Genomic DNA, 20,423 nt, shown 5'->3' with positions numbered 1-20,423 from the left:
ACCTGTGTTACACCTGCGGGAAAATCAGCTCCAGAGCCTGAATCGAATCTTCCCAGTCGGCACGTTCAAATATGCCTTGTTGCAAAAATGCCTCCAGCTGCGGCCACAGGCTAATCGCTTTGTCGAGCATGGGATCGCTACCTTTGGCATACGCCCCCACGCTCACCAGATCGCGGTTGCGCTGGAAGCTGGAGAGCAGTTGTTTGAAGTTACGCACGCGGGCGTAGTGCTTCTCGGTAATCAGCGCCGTCATTGCGCGGCTGATGGATGCTTCAATATCAATGGCCGGATAGTGTCCGGCTTCGGCCAGGCGACGCGATAACACAATATGGCCGTCGAGGATCGCCCGCGCAGAGTCGGCAATCGGGTCCTGCTGGTCATCGCCTTCGGTCAGCACCGTATAAAACGCGGTAATGGAGCCACCGCCGCTAATGCCGTTCCCTGCGCGTTCAACCAGCGCCGGGAGTTTGGCAAAGACCGACGGCGGATAGCCTTTGGTGGCCGGTGGCTCACCGATGGCCAGCGCGATTTCACGCTGCGCCATCGCGTAACGGGTCAGGGAGTCCATGATCAGCAGCACGTGCTGGCCGCGGTCACGGAAATCTTCGGCGATGCGGGTGGCATACGCGGCACCCTGCATACGCAGCAACGGGGAGACATCCGCCGGGGCGGCGATGACCACCGAACGGGCGCGGCCTTCCGCACCCAGAATGTTTTCAATGAAGTCTTTAACTTCGCGGCCACGTTCACCGATCAGCCCCACGACGATCACATCGGCCTGGGTGTAACGGGCCATCATGCCGAGCAGGACCGATTTACCCACCCCTGAACCGGCGAACAGCCCCATACGCTGGCCGCGACCGACGGTCAGCAGGGCGTTGATCGGGCGCACACCGGTATCAAGAACATGTTCGATCGGGGTACGCTGCAGGGGGTTAAACGGTTGGGTGATCAGCGCGCCGGTTTCGGTGGTGTCCGGGGCGGGCAGGCCGTCGAGCGGTTTACCGCTGCCGTCCAGCACGCGGCCCAGCAGGGCAGGGCCGAGCGGGAGCTGCTTACCGCTTTGCAGACCATCGCCGATGATGTTTTTCGCATAGACGCGCGCGCCGGGCAGAATGCCTTCCACCTCTTCAAGCGGCATCAGGAAAAGACGCTGGCCGTTAAAGCCCACCACTTCACTTTCCACTTCTCGCGTTTCCTGCCCATCCTGACGCTCGATCACGCAGGTGGCCCCCAAAGGCAGCTGCAGGCCGGTGGCTTCCAGCACCAGACCGGTGGCGCGGGTCAGGCGCCCATAACGACGAACAGATGGCAGTTGCGCCATCTTCGTTTCAAAGTTATCGAGCGTGTTGAGCCAGCGAGTGAGGCGTGCGGTCATCAGACGACTCCCGGAGCCGCCAGGCGGCACAGTTCCTGCCAGCGGGTAGCGACGCTGGCATCCAGATCGCCTTCATCGGCGGAGACTTTGCATCCGCCGTGATGTAGCGACGGGTCACCGCGCAGACGCCAGCCGTGCAGGCTCAGCGTGGCACCGAGACTCTCTTCCACGCGCTGGAGATCGTCCGGATGAACGCGCAGTTGCGGTTTTCCGCTGAACAACGGCTCTTGCTGCAGCAGGCCCTGAATTTGTTTGATCAGCGCTGAATTATCGACCGCCGGGGTCTGGCCAATTACCTGACGGGCCGCTTCCAGCGCCATCTGCATCAACCGGGAAGCAATCACGCTGTCCAGCGCATCCAGGGTGTGCTGGAACTCGCTGACCAGCTGCTGCATACGGGCATGGAGAGGCGCCTGCTGCTGGCGCGCCTGCTCAATACCCTGTTCTAACCCTTTCGCCAGACCTTCCTGATAACCCTGGTCATGGCCCTTCTGTCGGCCTTCGTTCAGGCCAGCATTAAAACCTTGCTCATGCGCCTGCATTTGTAACTGCGCCAGCATCTGTGTGCGCTGTTCTTCTTCGCTCAGTTCAGGCGCCTCGACGTCGGTGTCGCCCTCCTCGGGCGACGCTACGACAGCCGGGGTGAATTCAGAGAGGGCAGGGGCCAGATCGTCAGGCGTCCAGCGCTTCCACGGTAGCTCATTAGACATAGGTGTCGTCTCCGCTGCCAATTACCATCTCGCCGGTTTCTGCCAGACGACGAACGATGAGCAGGATCGCTTTCTGTTCGTTTTCCACCTGAGACAGACGCACCGGGCCACGGTTGGCAAGGTCGTCGCGCAGGATATCTGCCGCACGCTGGGACATGTTGCGCAGGAACTTCTCGCGCAGCGGCTGTTCGGCACCTTTGAGGGCGATAAGCAGCGACTCGGAATCCACTTCCTGGAGCAGGCGCTGGATGCTGCGGTCGTCCACTTCGACCAGGTTTTCGAACAGGAACATCTCGTCGATAATTTTCTGCGCCAGCTCGCCGTCGAACTCGCGAACTGCCGTAATAACGGCTTCTTCCTGCTGCGTTTTCATCAGGTTGATGATTTCCGCCGCCGTTCTCACGCCGCCCATTTTGCTGCGCTTGAGGTTCTGGCCGTCGAGAAGGTTGTTCAGCACTTCGGTCAGCTCCGCCAGCGCCGCTGGCTGGACACCGCCGAAGGTGGCGATACGCAGCATCACATCGTGACGCAGGCGCTCTTCGAACAGCGCCAGAATATCGGCCGCCTGACCACGTTTGAGGTGAACCAGAATGGTGGCGATAATCTGCGGGTGCTCGTCGCGAATAAGGTCGGCGGCACTCTGCGGCTCCATAAAGTTGAGCGTTTCGATCCCGCTGGCGGTATCGCGCGTTTCGAGAATGTCTTCCAGCAGGCTGGCGGCACGCTCTTCACCCAGCGCCTTGACCAGCACGGAGCGCAGATAGTCGTTGGCGTTGACGTTGAGCGCTGCAAACTGTTCGGCTTCCTGCTCAAATTCCGACAACACTTCGGTCAGCTGTTTGTTGGAGATCTGACGCACGTTGGCCATGGCCGCACTCAGAATTTGTACTTCTCGCTGGGAGAGGTGTTTAAACACCTCTGCCGCACGATCTTCGCCAATGGTCATCAGCAGGATGACGCTTTTATCGGTGCCCGTAAGCGTATTACTCATGTTCGTTACCCATCCACTGGCGGATGACCAGCGCCACGACGCGCGGATCGTTATCTGACATTTCGCGAATGCGCTGGCTCATGACCTCAGCACCCATGCGCTGGTTAGCACGACGCTGCTGCATCTGTTCATCTTTGCTGAGGCGGACTTCCACCGCTTCTTCCACTTCCTGACGCGCGTTAATCTGTTCGCGAGCCGCTTTCTCGGCTTCTGCACGACGTTGCAACTGAGGACGAACGCCCTTACGCCACAGCAGCCAGGCGACAATCAGCACCAGCAGCCAGCGTCCTGCAGACATCAGCTGATCGATAAACGCCTGCTGTTGCCAGAACGGCAGCTCACCGCCGGTCTCATCTACCGGGTTAAACGGTGAATTCACCACGTTGAGGCTATCGCCACGCTTCTCGGAGTAACCCATCGCTTCACGGGTCAGGTCTTCGATCTGCTTCATCTGCTCTGCCGTCAGCGGCAGCGGTTTGCCATTCGGCAGCGTTTTGTAGTTCACCACGACGGCCACCGACAGACGCTGAATATCACCCACGTTCAGTTTCGTGTGGCGGATAGTCCGATCCACTTCATAGTTGGTGGTTTCGTTACGGCTGTTGGTACGTGGACCGGCATTGCTGGCCGTCGAGGTTGTGGTCTGCTGATTTTGCTGACCGTTCTGCTGATTAGCCGGCGGCGTGGAAATAGGGGCCGCGTTAGCCGGGGCAGGCTGGTTAGAGAGTGCGCCCGGCACGCCGCCTGGGTATGCACCGCCAACCTGTTCGTTTTCGTTAACCTGGCGAGAGCGCATCACTGCCTGAGCCGGATCGCCGTTCGGGCGGTACTGCTCTTCGGTCTGTTCTTTATTAGAGAAGTCGATCTGCGCGGTAACCTGGGCATGGACGTTGCTGTTACCCACAACCGGGCCGAGGATCGCTTCGATGCGGCGCTGGAGGCGCGCTTCCACATCGGCGGCATATTTCAGCTGCGCGTCATTCAGATCGCGTCCGGCGGTATTGCTTTGGGTCAGCAGGTGACCACTCTGGTCAACCAGCGTGACGTTACCCGGCGGTAAACCGGCGACGGCGCTGGAAACTAAATGTGTAACCGCGCTGATTTGCCCTTCATCCAGCGCCCGGCCGGGTTCAAGGTTGACAGTAACGGAAGCCGACGGGGATTTCTGTTCGCGGACAAACAGGGACGGTTTAGGCATGGCAAGGTGCACGCGGGCGCTCTTCACCGGGCCTAATGTTTCAATCGTGCGGGCCAATTCACCTTCCAGCGCACGCTGGTAGTTCACCTGTTCGCTGAACTGGCTGATACCGAACTTTTCCTGATCCAGCAGTTCAAAACCCACTGCGCCGCCCTTCGGCAGGCCCTGCTGCGCCAGACGCAGACGGAGTTCATGGACTTTATCTGCCGGTACCTCAAGCGCACCCCCGTTATCGGCGAAGCGATAAGGGATGTTCATTTGAGTCAGTTGGGTGACGATGGCGCCGCCATCCTGATCGGAAAGGTTGCTGTAAAGCGTGCGGTAATCAGGACTTTTCGCCCACAACACCATCGCTACAAGGATCGCAATTGCGGCAGCGCCTGCCACGATCAACGGGATTTTAGGATTCGCGCGAAGGCGGTTCATCCACTCGAGTGATTTATTCTGCGGCGCTGTCGATGCTGCTGCACTCATTGCGCACCTCTTAAATCCTGGTGGTTTACGTTATTCGTGTAGAGAAACAAAACTGACTCCCGGGTCGGCAAACACGACAAAAGTTCCATATTGATGGCCCAGCCATTATTTGATGATTCGTGATTTTCTATGGGCCAAATAACCTGGTTTTTTATCGCTATTTACCGCCATTATCTTATTGACAAGCTGTTAGTCTTGACCGCGTAAAAAACCATCCAGGGGAGAGTCATGGCTATACAGGGTATTGAAGGGGTTATCAGTCAGCTGCAGGCAACCGCGATGACGGCCCGTAATCAGAATGTGGCAGAACAGCAGCCGACCATCAGCTTTGCCGGGCAACTGCATGCTGCGCTCGACCGTATCAGCGATACCCAGACCGCCGCGCGTACCCAGGCCGAGAAGTTCACCCTCGGTGAACCTGGCGTGGCGCTGAACGATGTGATGACCGATTTGCAAAAAGCCTCGGTCTCTCTGCAGATGGGGATCCAGGTGCGTAATAAGCTGGTGTCTGCGTATCAGGAAGTGATGGGCATGCAAGTTTAGGTTATATAACCTAATGATATTTATAATTAATAACCATCCGATCCCACTGCGTGGGGCATGGATGGGGCAAACTCACTCAATTTCTGGTTGAGGATGAGTACCTGGTCCTGGTTATTTTCAGCCATCCAGGATCCGTACACCCGGTAAACCATTTGCGCGTCGGTGTGGCCCATTTGCTTCGCGATGAAGTTCGGGTTTGCACCGGCAGCTAACGACCAGCATGCATACGTGTGTCGGGACTGGTATGCTCTGCGATAGCGAATCCCGGCGCGTCGCATTGCCGCTTCCCACGACTGGTTGATCGACCCCACTGCGTAATGAAGTGGTTTACTGAATTTGGCCACCTGAACAGAGGTGATATGCTCACCTCAGAACAACACAGGTGTCATAATGAAAAAAAGAAATTTCAGCGCAGAGTTTAAACGCGAATCCGCTCAACTGGTCGTTGACCAGAACTACACCGTGGCAGATGCAGCCAGCGCTATGGATGTCGGCCTTTCCACAATGACGCGATGGGTGAAACAATTACGTGATGAACGGCAGGGCAAAACACCAAAAGCCTCCCCCATTACCCCGGAACAAATTGAAATCCGTGAGCTCAGGAAAAAGCTACAACGTATTGAAATGGAAAATGAAATATTAAAAAAGGCTACCGCGCTCTTGATGTCAGACTCCCTGAACAGTTCTCGATAATCGGGAAACTCAGGGCGCGTTATCCTGTGGCCACTCTCTGCCATGTGTTCGGGGTTCATCGCAGCAGCTACAAATACTGGAAAAACCGTCCTGAAAAGCCAGACGGCAGACGGGCTGTATTACGCAGTCAGGTACTTGAACTGCATGGCATCAGCCACGGCTCTGCCGGAGCAAGAAGCATCGCCACAATGGCAACCCAGAGAGGTTACCAGATGGGGCGCTGGCTTGCTGGCAGACTCATGAAAGAGCTGGGGCTGGTCAGTTGCCAGCAGCCGACTCACCGGTATAAGCGTGGCGGTCATGAGCACGTTGCTATCCCGAATCATCTTGAGCGACAGTTCGCCGTAACGGAACCAAATCAGGTGTGGTGCGGTGATGTGACCTATATCTGGACGGGTAAGCGCTGGGCGTACCTCGCCGTTGTTCTCGACCTGTTCGCAAGAAAACCAGTGGGCTGGGCCATGTCGTTCTCGCCGGACAGCAGGCTCACCATGAAAGCACTGGAAATGGCATGGGAAACCCGTGGTAAGCCCGTCGGGGTGATGTTCCACAGCGATCAAGGCAGCCATTATACGAGCAGGCAGTTCCGGCAGTTACTGTGGCGATACCGGATCAGGCAGAGTATGAGTCGGCGTGGAAACTGCTGGGATAACAGCCCAATGGAGCGCTTCTTCAGGAGTCTGAAGAACGAATGGGTGCCGGCGACGGGCTATGTAAGCTTCAGCGATGCAGCTCACGCAATAACGGACTATATCGTTGGATATTACAGCGCACTAAGACCGCACGAATATAATGGTGGGTTACCGCCAAACGAATCAGAAAACCGATACTGGAAAAACTCTAACGCGGTGGCCAGTTTTTGTTGACCACTTCATTTAGGTGAGGCAATGGAGCGGACTGTTGGGGATGTGGTTGCGCTATTCACCGCCCCGCCAGCGCCGGTATCTGTGATGGATGAAGACCTGCTTCACATGGCAGCATCTGCGATAGAAGACCTGCTCAGCAACGAAGACAGGTCTGGTGCCGGGGTATGGGCTGACGTGCCTGCCAAGTTACGCCGCGACGCCATGCTTCAGGGTGCAGATGGCGACTCTCCGGTGATTCCAGATGCATACGACATCGAAGCATTTGGTGTATTCAGTGCATCCGAAGGTGAGGATGGTCTGTTGCTGCAGATTGAGAACTTTAGGCTCGGCACGGAAAACTGCCCACAAATCGGCAAGGGGAATATGGTTCCTAAGTTTGCATTGCAGGCAATCATAAATAGGCTGCAGGAACATTGCGACAGCATGGAAAATGAGACTCTTGTCAACATTTTGTCAGCGCCATCAGCACCGCAGCAGGAGGTGAAGTGATGGAAATCATCCAGGGGACATGCAACTGCGGCGAGCCAATCAGCATCGAGTTAAACGCCGATCCAAAGTCGTGCGGCCGCACCGACAGGAAGAGACCGTTCTATCCAGACCAGAACATTGAGCCATTTAAGGTTGGGCAGTTCACATATACCCAGGAGGGCGTGACAACGTTTTACTGCAGGAAGTGCGGCGGATATCTGTCCGAGACGGTTCCTGAGGCTGCGTGGGGACCGATTGATGGCTAATGGCAGGGTAGAAAGCAAGGTAGCGCAGTACTGATGTATAATCCCCTCAAATCAACGAGGGGATTTTTTATGTCGGACTGGAACATTGCAGCCAAACCGCAGGAGGACCGCGATAAGGTTAACGTTGACCTTGCGGCCTCCGGAGTGGCGTACAAAGAGCGCCTGAACATGCCGGTTATTGCTGAGGTGGTGATGCGAGAGCAGCCGGAGCATTTGCGAGATTACTTCCTTGAACGCCTGAAGTTTTATCGAGAGAAGTCGATAACCTTACCGAAAGGTAGCGATCCGGTTTACCTTAAACAGGAGGAAGGGAAGTGAGTCGTCCATCTAAATGCCCAAAATGTGGGTCTAGCAATGTACACAAAGAGTATTATCTTGGTACGCAAACTGGCGATTGGGTATGCAGTGATTGCGGAGAGGTAGGTCAATTGAATGGAGTTCCTATTGGAACCGTGCTGTCTGACCAGAAAGAAGGTAAAGACAAGTCTGAGTAAATTGATTTTCCATAATCAACCCGCCATAATCATGTCATCGGAGCCTGAACAACTCCGGTGACTTCTGCGCATTTAAGGGGACTTAAATGCGACCACAATCTGAACTCCTCACCTTGTCACAGATGCAGAAATGCACCTGCGATTTTCTGCATTCTGCGGTTTCCGTTAAGGAGGCCGTATGAGTATCAAATTCTACCTACGCGACGAGCAGGTTCGCCGCAACCTCATCGACTACATCAACAAGCAGCCTGTAAACGCAGATTTCCCGCTAGTGGTGAGTTTTGCCGACCCTAAGCGCACCCTTCCCCAGAATTCACTGTTCCACGCGCTTTGCGGCGACCTGGCAAAGCATCGCATTCAGTGGGCTGGGTCTGCTTGGTCGCTTCCGTCGTGGAAATCAATTTTGGTCTCCGGTCACTCCATTGCCACTGGAGGGCAGGGGAAGGTTATTGCCGGGCTTGAGGGGGAATTGGTGGCAATTCGCGAAAGCACCTCATCGATGGGGATCAAGCGGATGAACAGCCTGATTGAGTACACCCAGGCTTTCGCCGTCAGCCAGAACATCCAACTTCGCGATGTCCGTTATCGTGGCGATTATTTTGGGAGGCTTGCATGAATAATCCTCTCGCACGCGTCATCACAAACGAAATCTTCCGCGTTCCGACTCGCCGTCAGCGCAAGCCCGTGGTTAATCCGTCCGACATCCCGACACTGAAAGACTACACCGCCCGCCTAGTGGATCAGAAATGGCTGCGTCTCGCGGCGCGGAGGGCGAATGGCTAAGTTACCGCGCCGCAAGTGCGCCCATAAAGCTTGTCGTCAGTGGTTCCACCCGGTCCGCGACGGGCAGGTAGTTTGCTCATTCGAGTGCGCCAGCGCTATCGGCAAAGAACAGACCGCAAAAGCCCGCGAAGCCGCTCAGCAGAAGGAAGCTCAGCGCCAGCGCGCCGAAGAGAAGGCAGGCCGCCAGCGTCGCAAGGCCAAGCGCGAGTCATTCAAGACTAAAGCTCAGTGGGATAAAGAAGCCCAATCGGCCTTCAACCGCTACATACGGATCCGGGACGAGGGAAAAGAATGCGTCAGCTGCGGCAATCCACTCATCGGCAAGAGCAATTACCTGACAGGCAGCGCCATTGACGCCAGCCATTACCGTTCGCGCGGCGCTGCATCGCATCTCAAATTCAACGTGTTTAACGTCCACTCCGCTTGCACCCGCTGCAACCGGCAGTTGAGCGGCAATGCTGTCGAGTACCGGATCCGTCTGATTGAGCGTATCGGACAGGAACGTGTCGAGCGCCTTGAATCTGATAACGATCCGCGCCGCTTCGATATCCCATACCTTCAGCGCATCAAATCCATTTTCACACGCAAAGCCCGCGCGCTGGAAAAACGCCGCGCCCGCCGACAGGAGGCAGCATGAGCACCCATAACACCCTCGCTTTACTCAACTGGTATCGCTCAAAGCATGTCGCCGCTGTAAAGACTCCTGCAGGCATTGTTTTCATGGGGATGCGTAACATCACCGCCGAGCAGCGAAGGACGCTTCTGGCAATCCCGCAGTCAGACCTTGAGGCAGCGTTGAGGATTCAGCAATGACCCGTGACCAGATTATCCGGTACCAGGCAGAAAGCGTTAAGCGCGCCAGCCTGCCGCCAGTAGCAAAGCACAGCCAGACCAAAACCAATCAGCCACATAAGGAAGCCGCATGAACAGTCTGCAACTGGAATACGTACGTCAGCAGCTTATTGTGGCGACCGCAGACCTCAGCGGGGCGACGAAAGGGCAACTGGTAGCTTTCGCCGAGAATGCGCAATTCACCGCGACGGCGCGCAGCCGGGGCCGGAAAAAGGTATTCGACAGGGATAAGCAGCGCATGGTCAACCCAGACGGTCCGCCGATGAGCGGTAGTCAGTCCCGCGCCAAGGGCTCGTCAATCGCGCTTGTAAGTCCGGTAGAGTTCGTGACCGCATCCTGGCGCCGCGCTGTCCTGTCGCTTGAAGACCACCAGAAAGCATGGCTGCTGTGGAACTACAGCGAGAACATCCGGTTCGAGTACCAGGTGGCGATCACTCAGTGGGCTTGGGCAGAATTCCGGGAACAACTCGGTGCGAAGAAAGTAGCCGGCAAGACGATGGATCGGATGAAGAAACTTATCTGGCTGGCGGCGCAGGACGTCAAAGCGGAGCTGGCAGGGCGTGAGACGTATGAATATCATGCGTTGGCGGAGCTGGTGGGCGTGGCTAAATCCACCTGGACAGAAACGTATCTGCCTCACTGGCTGGCTATGCGTAACAGCTTTAAGCGGCTCGATAGCGGTGCGCTTATCTCCGTAACGCGATCACGTTCACAACAAAAGGCGACAAACTCAGAGGCTCAAAAATGAAAAAGATTAACCAGAGCACGTTAAAAGAGCTTCTAAGTTATGACGAGAAGACGGGCGTATTTACGTGGATAAAAAAACGTCAGAATGTAGTGGTAGGAAGAGTGGCTGGGCATATAGATAGACTTGGTTACGAGAGGATAACCATTTCAGGAAAAATATATCTCTCCCATCGTTTAGCATGGCTTTATGTTCATGGATATTTGCCGGAAAAAGAGATAGATCACATAAACAGAATAAGAAATGACAACAGGATTGCCAATCTAAGAGAGGCAACCAGCCAACTAAACTCCCTCAACACTGGCATGTACAAAAACAACACATCAGGAAGCAAGGGCATTGATCTTGACCCGCCATTTCCGGACAGCTTTTGTATCTTAAGTTAACGATGCCCGCTGCCGCCGGTATTCTCTCGGAGAGTGATATCCCAGCGCACTATGCGGGTGATTTTCATTGTAATGCGTGAACGCCGCTGCAAGGTTTCGCAGGGCTGTTCTCACATCCGGTTTCGGCATGAACGCGATATAGTCTTCCTTCATCGTCTTCACGAACCGTTCGGCCATGCCATTGCTCTGCGGGCTGCTCACCGCTGTTGTACATGGCTCCAGATTCAGCTCTTTGGCGAACCTCCGCGTTTCATGCGCGGTATATGCTGAACCGTTGTCCGTCAGCCACTGCACCGCTGTGTCGGGCAGCCTGTCGCCGAAGCGCTTTTCCACCGACCTCAGCATCACATCCTGCACGGTCGAACTGTCATAGCCTCCCGTGCTTGCTGCCCAGTCTATGGCCTCACGGTCGCAGCAGTCCAGCGCGAACGTTACCCGCAGTTTTTCGCCGTTGTCGCAGCCGAACTCGAAGCCATCTGAACACCAGCGCATATCGCTTTCTGCCACCGCTATCTTGCCCTTATGTTCACGCTTCGGTCGCTCTGGTTTGTGATGCAACAACAACAGGTTATGCTCGCTCATTATCCTGTAAAGCCGTTTGGCATTCACAGGTGGCTGTCCCTCTGTGCGACGTTGCTTGCGCAGGATGCCCCACACGCGTCGATAACCATAACTCGGCATATCGCTGATAATGTTGAGGATAGCCGACAGTATTTCTGCGTCTGCTTCTTCATTACGCCGGTTACAGCGCCTGTCCTGCCAGTCGGCAGAACGGTTAATCCGCAGTGACAGTTGCGCACGCGACACGCCCATGGTCCGGCTGACCATGGCTATTCCCCGTCCTTTGGCAACAAGGGCGCGTGCGCTATCCATTTTCGCGACTGACCGTACTCCACGGCTTCTTTCAGGATCTCAACTTCCATCGTCTTCTTGCCCAGAAGGCGCTGAAGCTCCCGGACCTGCTTCAGAGCAGCAGTAAGCTCAGAAGCAGGAACGACTTCCTCTCCAGCCGCAACGGCGGTGAGGCTGCCTTCCTGATATTGCTTCTTCCACTTAAACAGCAGGCTGGGCTGGATACCATGCAGGCGGGCGACATGGGAGACATTCATACCCGGCTCCATCGTCTGCTGGATAATGGCGATCTTCTCCTGAGGAGTTTTACGTTTACGGACTTCTTGCCCTAACAGGATCCCGGTCATCTCAAAATTGGTGTTAGTGTTAGACATATATTCAAGCCTATCTCTTATCTGGAGATACAGCTACTGTCTGGTGTTTCAGGGGGCTACATCAGGCATTTACTTCAACAAGAAGGCCAAAAAGTGGCAGGCTCAAATTCTTATAGACGGAAAGCGCGAGTACTTAGGTCTCTACGATGATGTAAAAAGAGCGGATATAGCATACAGAATTGCTAATCACTTCAGGCTTGCAAAACCGAACTGAAACGCATATATTTCATGTAAATCTGATATCGTCGCCATAGCTTCGTAGGTCGACATAGAATTAAGAGCCTCGCCATCGTGCGGGGCTTTTTCGTTTCAGGGTCAGAAGCACAGCGGTTGTGCGTTCGGCTGTTAACCGAATGGTCGAAGGTTCGAATCCTTCCTGTCCCGCCAATTCTGCATCTGTCGTAGTTTGGGAATTACGTCTGGCTTCCAACCAGAAGATGCGGGTTCGATCCCGCCAGATGCTCCAAATTCGCCGGTCTAGTTCAGTGGCAGAACGGCAGCCTTGTAAGTTGCGCGTCAGAGGTTCGATTCCTTTGCCCGGCACCAGAACCCACTACCTGGGACCCTTCGGCCAGAGAGCCGACATTGCCTTACCCTCATCTTCCTGGCTTGTCGCCAGGTTTTTTATTCCAGGCCCCGGGAACCATCCTCGACATGCCTTCTTGTTAAATCGTCCCGAGGGCCTGACCCTTTTCAAACACACACAGCACCCGCTAACTACGCGAGGTGAGAGCATGTATCGCATGGAAAAAATAACCACTGGTGCTGCCTATGGCGCTTCAGCCGGGAGCATCCTAAACGGCATGCTTAATGCCTACAGCCCCGAGCAGTGGAACGCTATCGGCGTGCTGGTGGGTATCATCATTGCCGTACTGACGTATCTGACAAACCTCTATTTCAAGATCCGCGAAGACAACCGCCGTAGCAGGAGCCGAGATGAACCCAACATTGAGGAATAAGCTGGTGGGTGCCATTGTTGGCGGATCCGGAGCAATCACGATTGCTGCAGTAATGCTGGGCAATGCGGATGGACTGGAAGGGCGGCGCTATTACGCCTATCAGGATGTGGTCGGCGTCTGGACTGTTTGCGATGGGCACACCGGTACCGACATTCGCCGCGGTCACCGCTACACCGACAAAGAATGCGATAACCTTTTGAAGTCGGATCTGCGAAAAGTGGCAGATTCCATCGACCCGCTGATCAAGGTTCGTATCCCTGAGCCTACCCGTGCAGCGCTTTACTCCTTTACCTACAACGTTGGCTCTGGTGCTTTTGCCAGCTCGACGCTGCTGAAGAAGCTTAACTCCGGTGATGTTCCGGGTGCATGCAAAGAACTGCAGCGCTGGACGTATGCCGGTGGCAAGCAGTGGAAGGGGCTTATCACCCGGCGCGAGATTGAGCGTGAAGTTTGTGAGTGGGGCCAGAAATGAGCCGATTAACAGCCATCATCAGTGCTGTCGTTATCTGCCTGCTGGTTTCCATGGCTTGGGCGATTAACCACTACCGCGACAACGCCATCACCTACAAGGACCAGCGCGACAAGGCGACCGAGAATCTCCGCCTGGCTAACGACACCATCAAAGATATGCAGGTGCGCCAGCGGGATGTCGCTGCGCTGGATGCCAAATACACGAAGGAATTGTCCGATGCGAAAAAAACCATTAACGATTTGCGTCGGGATGTCGATTCTGGCGCTAAACGGCTGCGCATCGCCGCAACCTGCCCTGGAGTGTCCAAAGCCACCTCCGCCCCCGGCGTGGATGATGCAGGAGCCCCCGAACTTACTCCAGACGCTCGACGGAATTATTTCGATCACCGGGACGGGATTGCAACCGCTGACAAGATGATTCGCGGCATGCAGGACTACATCAAAGAGCAGTGTCTTAATTAAAGAGGATTTATGAGCGAAGCAAAACCGGAAGATGGTAGCACCGTAAAGGGATATCGAACCCTGACCGCTGACGATATCGCGCAAATGAATGAGCTGAAAGAAATTAGCCGTGACTTTTGTGAGAAGCTCGATATCGAACGCACTCACCTCTCTATCGAGGTTGTAGAGGCCAAATCTCAGGAGGCTGGCGAGCGTGCTGAAGCGCTGCGTTGCCTAGCCATTGCGCGTACCAAAATGCAGGAGGCCTGCATGTGGGCCTGTCGTGCTGTAGCGCGTCCAGATGCCGATTGCTAGCCATGACAAAGCTCACCTGCTGGTGGGCTTGATAATGGTTATAGACTTATTCAGATGAATAAATCAGCTGATTATCTTGCGCAACTGGATTTCTTCCTGCTCGTTAAGCCTGGCATACTCGCTTATTTGTTTAATAAGTGACTCTTTGTTATTAGACATCATGGATGAAACATAGCAGCCGGTTCTCCATTCGAAAAAGCTCACCAAAAATAAGGTTGATGCTGTAAAATACTGATAATGTATTGAGAGGTGATTGCAAATTTTTTTCGTTATCATGGATTTAGTTTTTACTTAATGCAAATTACCGGGATTTATAATGCTTTATTGATATGAGATATATGGGTACTTAACTGTTGCTAAGAGGGAATTTAGCGCTACTAAAAATAGTAGGAATAATCTTACGTTGTTGTTGCTGTTGGCACAATATGGATAATAACTTTGCCTAAACAATACAATAGCAACCGATGAAAATTCACTCTCTTACAATCGCTTTGCTGGCGACGATTTCTTCTCCATCCTACGCAGCGTTTCAGGAAAGAGAATACAATACCTGGTATCAAAAAGATGCTGTACTCTACGACATTACCCAGACCTCAGAGGGGTTGCCTGTCATGATAAGTATCTCTCAACCGGGGAGGGAGTCAGCTAATATGCTCGTATCCTATATGTCCGATGGTGGTTGTGGCGATAGGAAGATCCGGCTTAATGCTAACGGGAAGGATGTGCCTGCAACTTACACCTGTGTATCAGTAGGAGCTAACAGGATTGAACACTTTGCAGTGAATGATGCAGGCAAGGTCAACGAGATGGTTAACTATCTCAAGTCAGATTTCACTTTGTTGCTTCAAAACGATATCAAAGTCTGGGCTGCGAATATAAAGACGCCGAAATATGGCATAGCACCAAAATTTTAAATCTCAAAATTTAACCGCCTGAGGGCGGTTTTTTATTGCCATTAAAATGGGGAGGCTCATCGTAATGGCAATACCCCAACAAACGGATAAAGAGGCTCTCAATGTCCGACATCTACCAAATCACGCTAACCACCCAGACAGGCGAAACCTTCACGGGCAAGATGTCACGACGTCAGCCTGAGCTGGTTAACGGATTTGTGCCGCTGGCGACCGAGACTGGCGAGTGGCTTTACTTCGCTCCGGCCGATGTGAAGCGCGTGCAGTTTACGCCGGTACCGGCAGAGCAAACCGAACAGCCAGCAGAACAAACGACGGAGTAACTCATGGTTAACGATGACGAGCGCAGGCCATACCCGCCAGTTAACTTCATCGCCTCCGACAACTGGCAGCCACACACCAGGCTGATACCCGCTAACGAAGTGCATGAGTGGATAAATCGCCAAATCCTCAGCGATACCGGCAGCATCCATAACCCTGACCACGAACACCTCTTAGAGGCTGATCTCTGCTTCATGTGGGCGTCTGATTCTTTCGCGAAGAAGGGGCGCTACGTCCTCGGCCAGGCCGAACAGGTAATGCTCCGCGCCGGTGGTTGGCAGAAAGCCAGAATGGAACAGCAGATGCATGAATGGTTCGGGCGAATACCGAAGTTCATCATCACCCTGGCGGCTGACTACTGCTCGCAATGCAGTGACCTCGAGTTCTGCGCGCTTGTAGAGCACGAGCTTTACCATATCGCCCAGGCCACCGATGATTTCGGCGCGCCTAAGTTCAACAAAGAGACCGGGCAGCCAGTGCTTACACTGCGCGACCACGACGTCGAAGAATTCATTGGTGTCGTACGTCGATACGGTGCCAGCAAAGAAGTGCAGGAGCTCGTTGATGCTGCCAATGCGCCAGCAGAAGTGGCTCACATCGATATAGCCAGGTCATGCGGGACGTGCATGTTGAAGCTGGCGTAACGCTTTATTCAGATTGTCATGGAGGTAGCCTGTGGCAGCATTATCGACAGAGGTTAAAGCCTTCATCGTTCAGTCGCTCGCCTGCTACGAGACCCCGGTAAAAGTCATTGAGCTTGTAAAGGCTGAATACGGCATCGATGTCTCACGGCAGCAGGTGTCGCAATATACGCCAGGCAATGCAATGGCGGCCAAGTTGAGCCAGAAGTGGATTGACCTGTTCAACGCCACCCGTAAACGATTCCAGAATGAGATCGCCGACATCCCGATCGCGAACAAAGCGTACCGGTTACGCGTTCTCGACCGAATGGCGACCAATGCTGAAAAGATGAAGAACTACGGCATGACCTCGCAGCTTATCGAGCAGGCCGCCAAAGAAATGGGCGATGCCTACACAAATCGCCAGAAAGTCGAGCATACAAGCCCTGATGGCAGCATGACTCCGCAGCCGACAATCATCCAGCTACTGCCTGTTGAGCCAAAGCATGAGTAACGCCGTTCAACTGCCGATCCCAGCGAAGCTTGCGCCACTGTTCATCGCCGAGAATAAGCGTTACCGGTGCTCGCATGGTGGGCGTGGTAGTGCCAAGACGCGCACTTTTGCGCTGATGACAGCCGTAAAGGCGTATCAGTCGATGATGAACGGTGAAAGCGGCGTGGTGCTCTGTGCGCGTGAATTCATGAACTCACTGGAAGAGTCGAGTATGCAGGAGGTGAAACAGGCTATCCTGTCTGTTCCCTGGCTGGCTTCCAACTTTGATATCGGCGAGAAGTACATCCGCACCATCGACAAGAGCGTTAACTACGTGTTCTGCGGTCTGCGGCATAACCTCGACAGCATCAAGTCGAAAGCGCGCATCTTGCTCTGTTGGGTTGATGAGGCTGAATCAGTCAGCGAAATAGCCTGGCAGAAGCTGAGCCCGACCGTTCGTGAGGAAGGTTCAGAGATTTGGGTGACATGGAACCCGGAGCGCGACGGCAGCGCCACGGATAAGCGTTTCCGTAAAGAGGCTGGCGACGACTGTATCACCGTTGAGATGAACTACACGGATAATCCATGGTTCCCCGACGTGCTGGAAGGTGAGCGACAGAACGATCAGCGCCGCCTTGACCCGGCAACATACGCGTGGGTTTGGGAAGGTGCTTACCTCGAAAACTCTGATAAGCAGGTGCTGGCCGGTAAATACCGGATCGCTGAGTTCTCGGACCAGCTATGGAAAGAGGCCGATCGCCTTTTCTTCGGTGCTGACTTCGGTTTCGCCAAAGACCCTAACACGCTGGTGCGCTCGTTCATCCTGCACAACCGGCTGTACATCGAATACGAGGCATACGGTCAGCAGACAGAGCTCGACCATATGCCAGAGCTATACGACACAATCCCCGGATCGCGTGACTGGCCCATCAAGGCCGACTCCGCCCGACCCGAGACTATCAGCTATCTCAAGCGCCAGGGCTTCAACATCTCGGCTGCCGAGAAATGGCAGGGGAGTGTTGAGGACGGTATCGCGCATCTTCGCGGCTTTGACGAAATCATTATCCATCCTCGCTGCAAGAATGTGGCGAGAGAGGCCCGCATGTGGTCCTACAAAACGGACCGCATCACCGGCGAGGTATTGCCTAAACTGGCAGACGGTTACGAACACTGCTGGGACGGTATTCGCTACAGCCTCGACGGACACATTAAACGTAAGGGCCAGATGGCCGGGATGATGATCCCGAAAAGGTTGAGATAATTTAAAGAAACATATGCACTTGCCGATAATATCTACTCAATTCTGTAAGGGAGTAGATATTATGAATGATTGGTTTATGTCATATAAGATTTACCACACCAACGGCGGAGTATTTGAAAACTTCGAAATTTATGGTGCAAGCTCTTCGAAATCTGCATCAACTGTCTTAATTGAGTGCACTCAGAAGTTGGCAAGTGATTATGGCGTTAAGCCTGAGCAGATTATGTTTATTTCGTTCAACAGAGTTTAGCTTTTTAAATAGCCACAAGGTCGCCAAAGCGGCCTTTTTTTATGCCTTAAATCCACCAACGGACAAACCATGACTGACAAATTAACTCTCGCCGTCAACCATGCGTTGAACGATGCGCGGATGGCCCGTGCCCGTATGGGGCTGTTGGCGCCTACAATGGGGCTGGACAATAAGCGCCATTCCGCATGGTGCGAGTATGGATTCCCTGAGCAGGTCACTTACGAAAACCTCTACGCACTGTATCGTCGCGGTGGAATAGCCCACGGCGCAGTAGAGAAGCTGGTGGGCAAGTGCTGGCAGACCAACCCGGAAATCATCGAGGGTGATGATGCCGACGAGAGTAAGGATGAAACTGCCTGGGAGAAGAACACCAAAAAGGTTTTCACAAAGCGCCTTTGGCGGGCTTTTGCTGAAGCAGACCGCCGCCGACAGGTCGGACGTTATGCGGGTATCCTGCTGCATATCAATGATTCCAGAACATGGGATCAGCCTGTTGTTCGTGGCAAGTCACTAAAAAAGGTTACGATCGCATGGGCTGGGTCATTAACAGTCAGCGAGTGGGTAACTGACCAGAAATCGGCAGGCTACGGGCAGCCAAAGCAGTGGAAATATGTTGAGAGCCTTCCAAGCGGTGGAACTAATCAGCGCTTCGTACATCCCGATCGCGTCTTTATCCTTGGTGACTATTCTAATGATGCTATTGGCTTCCTTGAGCCTGGCTATAACGCCTGCGTCAGCCTTGAGAAGGTCGAGGGTGGTTCTGGTGAGTCATTCCTAAAGAACGCCGCGCGGCAGCTTAATGTCAACTTTGAGAAGGAAATCGATTTCAACAATCTCGCGTCACTTTATGGCGTGAGCATGGACGAGTTGCAGGATAAGTTTAACGAAGTTGCCGGGGAAATGAACCGTGGTAACGATGTTCTGATGACAACCCAAGGGGCTACAGTCACACCACTGGTCACAGCTGTAGCGGATCCGTCAGCGACCTATAACGTCAACCTGCAAACCTTCGCTGCATCTGTTGATATCCCTGTGAAGGTTCTGGTTGGGATGCAGACGGGTGAAAGGGCAAGCACCGAGGATCAGAAATATTTCAACGCGCGCTGCCAGTCACGGCGCGGTGACCTGTCATTCGAAATTGAAGACTTCAGTGACAAGCTCATCGACCTGAAAATTATTGATGCAGTCAGCGAGAAGACGGTTATCTGGGATGACCTCAACGAACAGACTGGAACTGAGAAACTCGCAAATGCCAAAACCATGGCAGAGATTAACCAGACGTTCCAGGGGAGCGGAGAAAAACCAGCCTTTAGTCGTGAAGAAATTCGCACTGCTGCCGGTTATGAAAACGTCGATGAATTTCCATTAGGAGAAGAGGATGGCGACGAAGAAGACGAAGCCACCGATTCTGCCGCGTAACTATCAGGATCCGACCGGAGCCGATGCGCTGGAACGCCGGGCAATGAAAGACTTCGCCAGGCGGATGAATAAGATTGGCAAGGCGTACAAATCAGCACTCAACAAAATACCTTCCTCCCTCGCAGTAAACGCCAGATACGAATACCAGCTAAACCCAATGCTACTCTCCATCATCCTGAACGATGCCAGTTACCTGGTTGATCAGGTACTGCTTGAAGGTGGCGATTACGACCTGTGGTTTTACGAGTACATCGATCTGGCTTCGGAAAAAGGGACCGGGCAGTCGTTCTACAACCTCAGTCAGCAATCCCCGGTGTACGCAGCCGGGCGTGAGTCGCTGGCCTCCATCCTCGCAAGCGACCAGTATCAGAAACGCATGGCGCTGGTGCATGCGCGTGTATTTGAGGAAATGAAGGGGCTGACGGCTGACGTTAAGCGCGACATGGCGCGTGTTCTTACTGATGGTGTTGGGCGCGGGCTCAATCCTCTGGACATTGCCCGCAACCTGACAGACCAGACCGGCATCGAGAAACGCCGGGCTAACCGGATAGCACGCACTGAAGTGACTACCGCGCTGCGCCGGGCCAAGTGGGATGAAGACCAAGAGGCGAATGACCTGTTCGGCCTTAAAACGCTGCTGGTTCACATCTCAGCTCTGTCGCCGACAACGCGACATACCCACGCAGTGCGCCATGCCCACCTCTACACCAACGAAGAGGTGCGTGACTGGTACAGCAAAGATGGCAACTCCATCAACTGCAAATGCAGCCAGCAGTCGGTGCTGGTGGATGCGGACGGCAAGCCGGAATACCCGGACACCATCACGAAACTCAAACAGGAATATAAATCGATGCAGGCGAGCGGTTACGCCTGGGCGGAGAAATAACTC

At 54.1% G+C, this 20,423-nt stretch carries 29 protein-coding genes, 3 tRNA genes and 1 pseudogene; 27 read left to right on the top strand and 6 right to left on the bottom strand.

Translation table 11 applies throughout. From position 1 onward, the window contains the following. Nucleotides 1-7 precede the first annotated feature (7 nt). From fliI to fliF, 4 genes are read right to left on the bottom strand one after another with little or no spacing between them, the layout of a single operon-like run. A complete protein-coding gene (fliI, locus tag ECL_RS15925; protein WP_013097732.1) occupies nt 8-1,378 on the bottom strand; it encodes a flagellar protein export ATPase FliI in 1,371 nt (456 codons plus the stop codon). Beyond that, entirely contained in the window at nt 1,378-2,088 is a 711-nt protein-coding gene (gene fliH / locus ECL_RS15920; protein ID WP_013097731.1) for a flagellar assembly protein FliH, read from the bottom strand. Before fliH ends, fliI begins: the two co-directional genes overlap by 1 nt. Continuing rightward, a complete protein-coding gene (fliG, locus tag ECL_RS15915; protein WP_008500327.1) occupies nt 2,081-3,079 on the bottom strand; it encodes a flagellar motor switch protein FliG in 999 nt (332 codons plus the stop codon). The genes fliH and fliG overlap by 8 nt, the downstream gene beginning before the upstream one ends. Next, nucleotides 3,072-4,751, bottom strand: coding sequence for a flagellar basal-body MS-ring/collar protein FliF (gene fliF / locus ECL_RS15910; RefSeq protein WP_013097730.1), 1,680 nt, complete (start codon nt 4,749-4,751; stop codon nt 3,072-3,074). Before fliF ends, fliG begins: the two co-directional genes overlap by 8 nt. A 228-nt stretch (nt 4,752-4,979) precedes the next feature. Here fliF and fliE point away from each other — a divergent pair, with 228 nt between their 5' ends. Next, complete coding sequence (gene fliE, locus ECL_RS15905; protein WP_013097729.1) at nt 4,980-5,294, top strand: flagellar hook-basal body complex protein FliE; 315 nt, start codon at nt 4,980-4,982, stop codon at nt 5,292-5,294. 26 nt (nt 5,295-5,320) lie between these two features. Here fliE and ECL_RS15900 read toward each other — a convergent pair. Continuing rightward, nucleotides 5,321-5,614: pseudogene (locus ECL_RS15900) on the bottom strand (tyrosine-type recombinase/integrase); the annotation flags it as partial. A gap of 70 nt (nt 5,615-5,684) precedes the next feature. Here ECL_RS15900 and ECL_RS15895 point away from each other — a divergent pair. From ECL_RS15895 to ECL_RS15840, 12 genes are all read left to right on the top strand, one after another. Continuing rightward, nucleotides 5,685-6,853, top strand: a protein-coding gene (locus ECL_RS15895) for an IS3-like element ISEc52 family transposase (protein WP_085929673.1) whose coding sequence is annotated in 2 segments (ribosomal slippage) — nt 5,685-5,934 and nt 5,934-6,853 — 1,170 coding nt in all. Because the reading frame shifts where the segments join, the coding sequence is not laid out codon by codon here. Nucleotides 6,854-6,937: 84 nt separating this feature from the next. Further along, a complete protein-coding gene (locus ECL_RS15890; protein WP_013097728.1) occupies nt 6,938-7,342 on the top strand; it encodes a hypothetical protein in 405 nt (134 codons plus the stop codon). Then, nucleotides 7,339-7,587 carry a hypothetical protein gene (locus ECL_RS15885; protein ID WP_131725278.1) on the top strand — a complete coding sequence of 83 codons (249 nt, stop codon included), beginning with the start codon at nt 7,339-7,341 and terminating at the stop codon, nt 7,585-7,587. The genes ECL_RS15890 and ECL_RS15885 overlap by 4 nt, the downstream gene beginning before the upstream one ends. Nucleotides 7,588-7,656: 69 nt before the next feature. Then, nucleotides 7,657-7,905 carry a DNA polymerase III subunit theta gene (locus ECL_RS15880; protein ID WP_013097727.1) on the top strand — a complete coding sequence of 83 codons (249 nt, stop codon included), beginning with the start codon at nt 7,657-7,659 and terminating at the stop codon, nt 7,903-7,905. After that, nucleotides 7,902-8,081 carry a primase-helicase zinc-binding domain-containing protein gene (locus tag ECL_RS28025; protein ID WP_072072168.1) on the top strand — a complete coding sequence of 60 codons (180 nt, stop codon included), beginning with the start codon at nt 7,902-7,904 and terminating at the stop codon, nt 8,079-8,081. Before ECL_RS15880 ends, ECL_RS28025 begins: the two co-directional genes overlap by 4 nt. Before the next feature lie 178 nt (nt 8,082-8,259). Continuing rightward, a complete protein-coding gene (locus ECL_RS15870) occupies nt 8,260-8,697 on the top strand; it encodes a recombination protein NinB (protein ID WP_013097726.1) in 438 nt (145 codons plus the stop codon). Further along, nucleotides 8,694-8,864: a NinE family protein gene (locus ECL_RS15865; protein ID WP_072072169.1), complete on the top strand. Its 171-nt coding sequence runs from the start codon at nt 8,694-8,696 to the stop codon at nt 8,862-8,864. Before ECL_RS15870 ends, ECL_RS15865 begins: the two co-directional genes overlap by 4 nt. Further along, nucleotides 8,857-9,501 (top strand): recombination protein NinG, encoded by a 645-nt coding sequence (locus ECL_RS15860; RefSeq protein ID WP_013097725.1) that lies wholly within the window; start codon nt 8,857-8,859, stop codon nt 9,499-9,501. Before ECL_RS15865 ends, ECL_RS15860 begins: the two co-directional genes overlap by 8 nt. Then, complete coding sequence (locus ECL_RS15855; RefSeq protein ID WP_044158181.1) at nt 9,498-9,677, top strand: hypothetical protein; 180 nt, start codon at nt 9,498-9,500, stop codon at nt 9,675-9,677. Before ECL_RS15860 ends, ECL_RS15855 begins: the two co-directional genes overlap by 4 nt. Further along, nucleotides 9,674-9,790 (top strand): hypothetical protein, encoded by a 117-nt coding sequence (locus ECL_RS15850; protein WP_088567025.1) that lies wholly within the window; start codon nt 9,674-9,676, stop codon nt 9,788-9,790. The genes ECL_RS15855 and ECL_RS15850 overlap by 4 nt, the downstream gene beginning before the upstream one ends. Next, on the top strand, nt 9,787-10,464 hold the full coding sequence (locus ECL_RS15845) for a bacteriophage antitermination protein Q (protein WP_013097724.1): 678 nt from the start codon (nt 9,787-9,789) through the stop codon (nt 10,462-10,464). The genes ECL_RS15850 and ECL_RS15845 overlap by 4 nt, the downstream gene beginning before the upstream one ends. Further along, complete coding sequence (locus ECL_RS15840) at nt 10,461-10,847, top strand: HNH endonuclease signature motif containing protein (protein ID WP_164928062.1); 387 nt, start codon at nt 10,461-10,463, stop codon at nt 10,845-10,847. The genes ECL_RS15845 and ECL_RS15840 overlap by 4 nt, the downstream gene beginning before the upstream one ends. Here the strand turns inward: ECL_RS15840 and ECL_RS15835 are convergent. Beyond that, nucleotides 10,839-12,046 (bottom strand): IS3 family transposase gene (locus ECL_RS15835; RefSeq protein ID WP_087776199.1). Its coding sequence is split into 2 segments (ribosomal slippage): nt 10,839-11,725 and nt 11,725-12,046, totalling 1,209 coding nucleotides; the frame shifts between segments, so codons are not numbered across the junction. The genes ECL_RS15840 and ECL_RS15835 overlap by 9 nt on opposite strands. A gap of 339 nt (nt 12,047-12,385) precedes the next feature. On the opposite strand from ECL_RS15835, the gene ECL_RS15830 reads away from it, so the two are divergent. The 14 genes from ECL_RS15830 (at nt 12,386) to ECL_RS15765 (ending at nt 20,420) form a co-directional block, all read left to right on the top strand. Next, a tRNA-Asn gene (locus tag ECL_RS15830) sits at nt 12,386-12,460 on the top strand. A 5-nt stretch (nt 12,461-12,465) separates the two neighbouring features. Continuing rightward, a tRNA-Gly gene (locus ECL_RS15825) sits at nt 12,466-12,539 on the top strand. Between the two features lie 5 nt (nt 12,540-12,544). Next, nucleotides 12,545-12,619: transfer RNA gene (locus ECL_RS15820), tRNA-Thr, on the top strand. 188 nt (nt 12,620-12,807) lie between these two features. After that, entirely contained in the window at nt 12,808-13,032 is a 225-nt protein-coding gene (locus tag ECL_RS15815) for a class II holin family protein (protein WP_013095970.1), read from the top strand. Then, nucleotides 13,010-13,504: a lysozyme gene (locus ECL_RS15810; protein ID WP_013095971.1), complete on the top strand. Its 495-nt coding sequence runs from the start codon at nt 13,010-13,012 to the stop codon at nt 13,502-13,504. Before ECL_RS15815 ends, ECL_RS15810 begins: the two co-directional genes overlap by 23 nt. After that, nucleotides 13,501-13,965 (top strand): lysis protein, encoded by a 465-nt coding sequence (locus ECL_RS15805; RefSeq protein WP_013097723.1) that lies wholly within the window; start codon nt 13,501-13,503, stop codon nt 13,963-13,965. The genes ECL_RS15810 and ECL_RS15805 overlap by 4 nt, the downstream gene beginning before the upstream one ends. Nucleotides 13,966-13,974: 9 nt before the next feature. Then, complete coding sequence (locus ECL_RS15800) at nt 13,975-14,259, top strand: Acb2/Tad1 domain-containing protein (protein ID WP_013097722.1); 285 nt, start codon at nt 13,975-13,977, stop codon at nt 14,257-14,259. A 464-nt stretch (nt 14,260-14,723) separates the two neighbouring features. Beyond that, nucleotides 14,724-15,173, top strand: a complete 450-nt coding sequence (locus tag ECL_RS15795; RefSeq protein WP_025759831.1) for a hypothetical protein — start codon at nt 14,724-14,726, stop codon at nt 15,171-15,173. A 101-nt stretch (nt 15,174-15,274) separates the two neighbouring features. After that, nucleotides 15,275-15,493: a hypothetical protein gene (locus ECL_RS15790; protein WP_013097720.1), complete on the top strand. Its 219-nt coding sequence runs from the start codon at nt 15,275-15,277 to the stop codon at nt 15,491-15,493. Between the two features lie 3 nt (nt 15,494-15,496). Then, nucleotides 15,497-16,135: a putative metallopeptidase gene (locus tag ECL_RS15785; protein WP_013097719.1), complete on the top strand. Its 639-nt coding sequence runs from the start codon at nt 15,497-15,499 to the stop codon at nt 16,133-16,135. 31 nt (nt 16,136-16,166) lie between these two features. Next, on the top strand, nt 16,167-16,625 hold the full coding sequence (locus ECL_RS15780) for a DUF2280 domain-containing protein (protein WP_013095976.1): 459 nt from the start codon (nt 16,167-16,169) through the stop codon (nt 16,623-16,625). Further along, the gene (locus ECL_RS15775; protein WP_044158824.1) at nt 16,618-17,865 is read left to right on the top strand and encodes a PBSX family phage terminase large subunit; all 1,248 of its coding nucleotides are present in this window, start codon (nt 16,618-16,620) and stop codon (nt 17,863-17,865) included. The genes ECL_RS15780 and ECL_RS15775 overlap by 8 nt, the downstream gene beginning before the upstream one ends. 319 nt (nt 17,866-18,184) lie before the next feature. Continuing rightward, nucleotides 18,185-19,534, top strand: a complete 1,350-nt coding sequence (locus ECL_RS15770; RefSeq protein WP_013095979.1) for an anti-CBASS protein Acb1 family protein — start codon at nt 18,185-18,187, stop codon at nt 19,532-19,534. After that, complete coding sequence (locus ECL_RS15765) at nt 19,494-20,420, top strand: phage minor head protein (RefSeq protein ID WP_013095980.1); 927 nt, start codon at nt 19,494-19,496, stop codon at nt 20,418-20,420. Before ECL_RS15770 ends, ECL_RS15765 begins: the two co-directional genes overlap by 41 nt. Nucleotides 20,421-20,423 lie beyond the last annotated feature (3 nt).

The sequence above is a fragment of the Enterobacter cloacae subsp. cloacae ATCC 13047 genome, assembly GCF_000025565.1.
Taxonomy (GTDB): Bacteria; Pseudomonadota; Gammaproteobacteria; order Enterobacterales; family Enterobacteriaceae; genus Enterobacter; species Enterobacter cloacae.
Note: the sequence above shows the minus strand (reverse complement) of the source record. Positions and strands in the feature narration are given on the sequence as shown.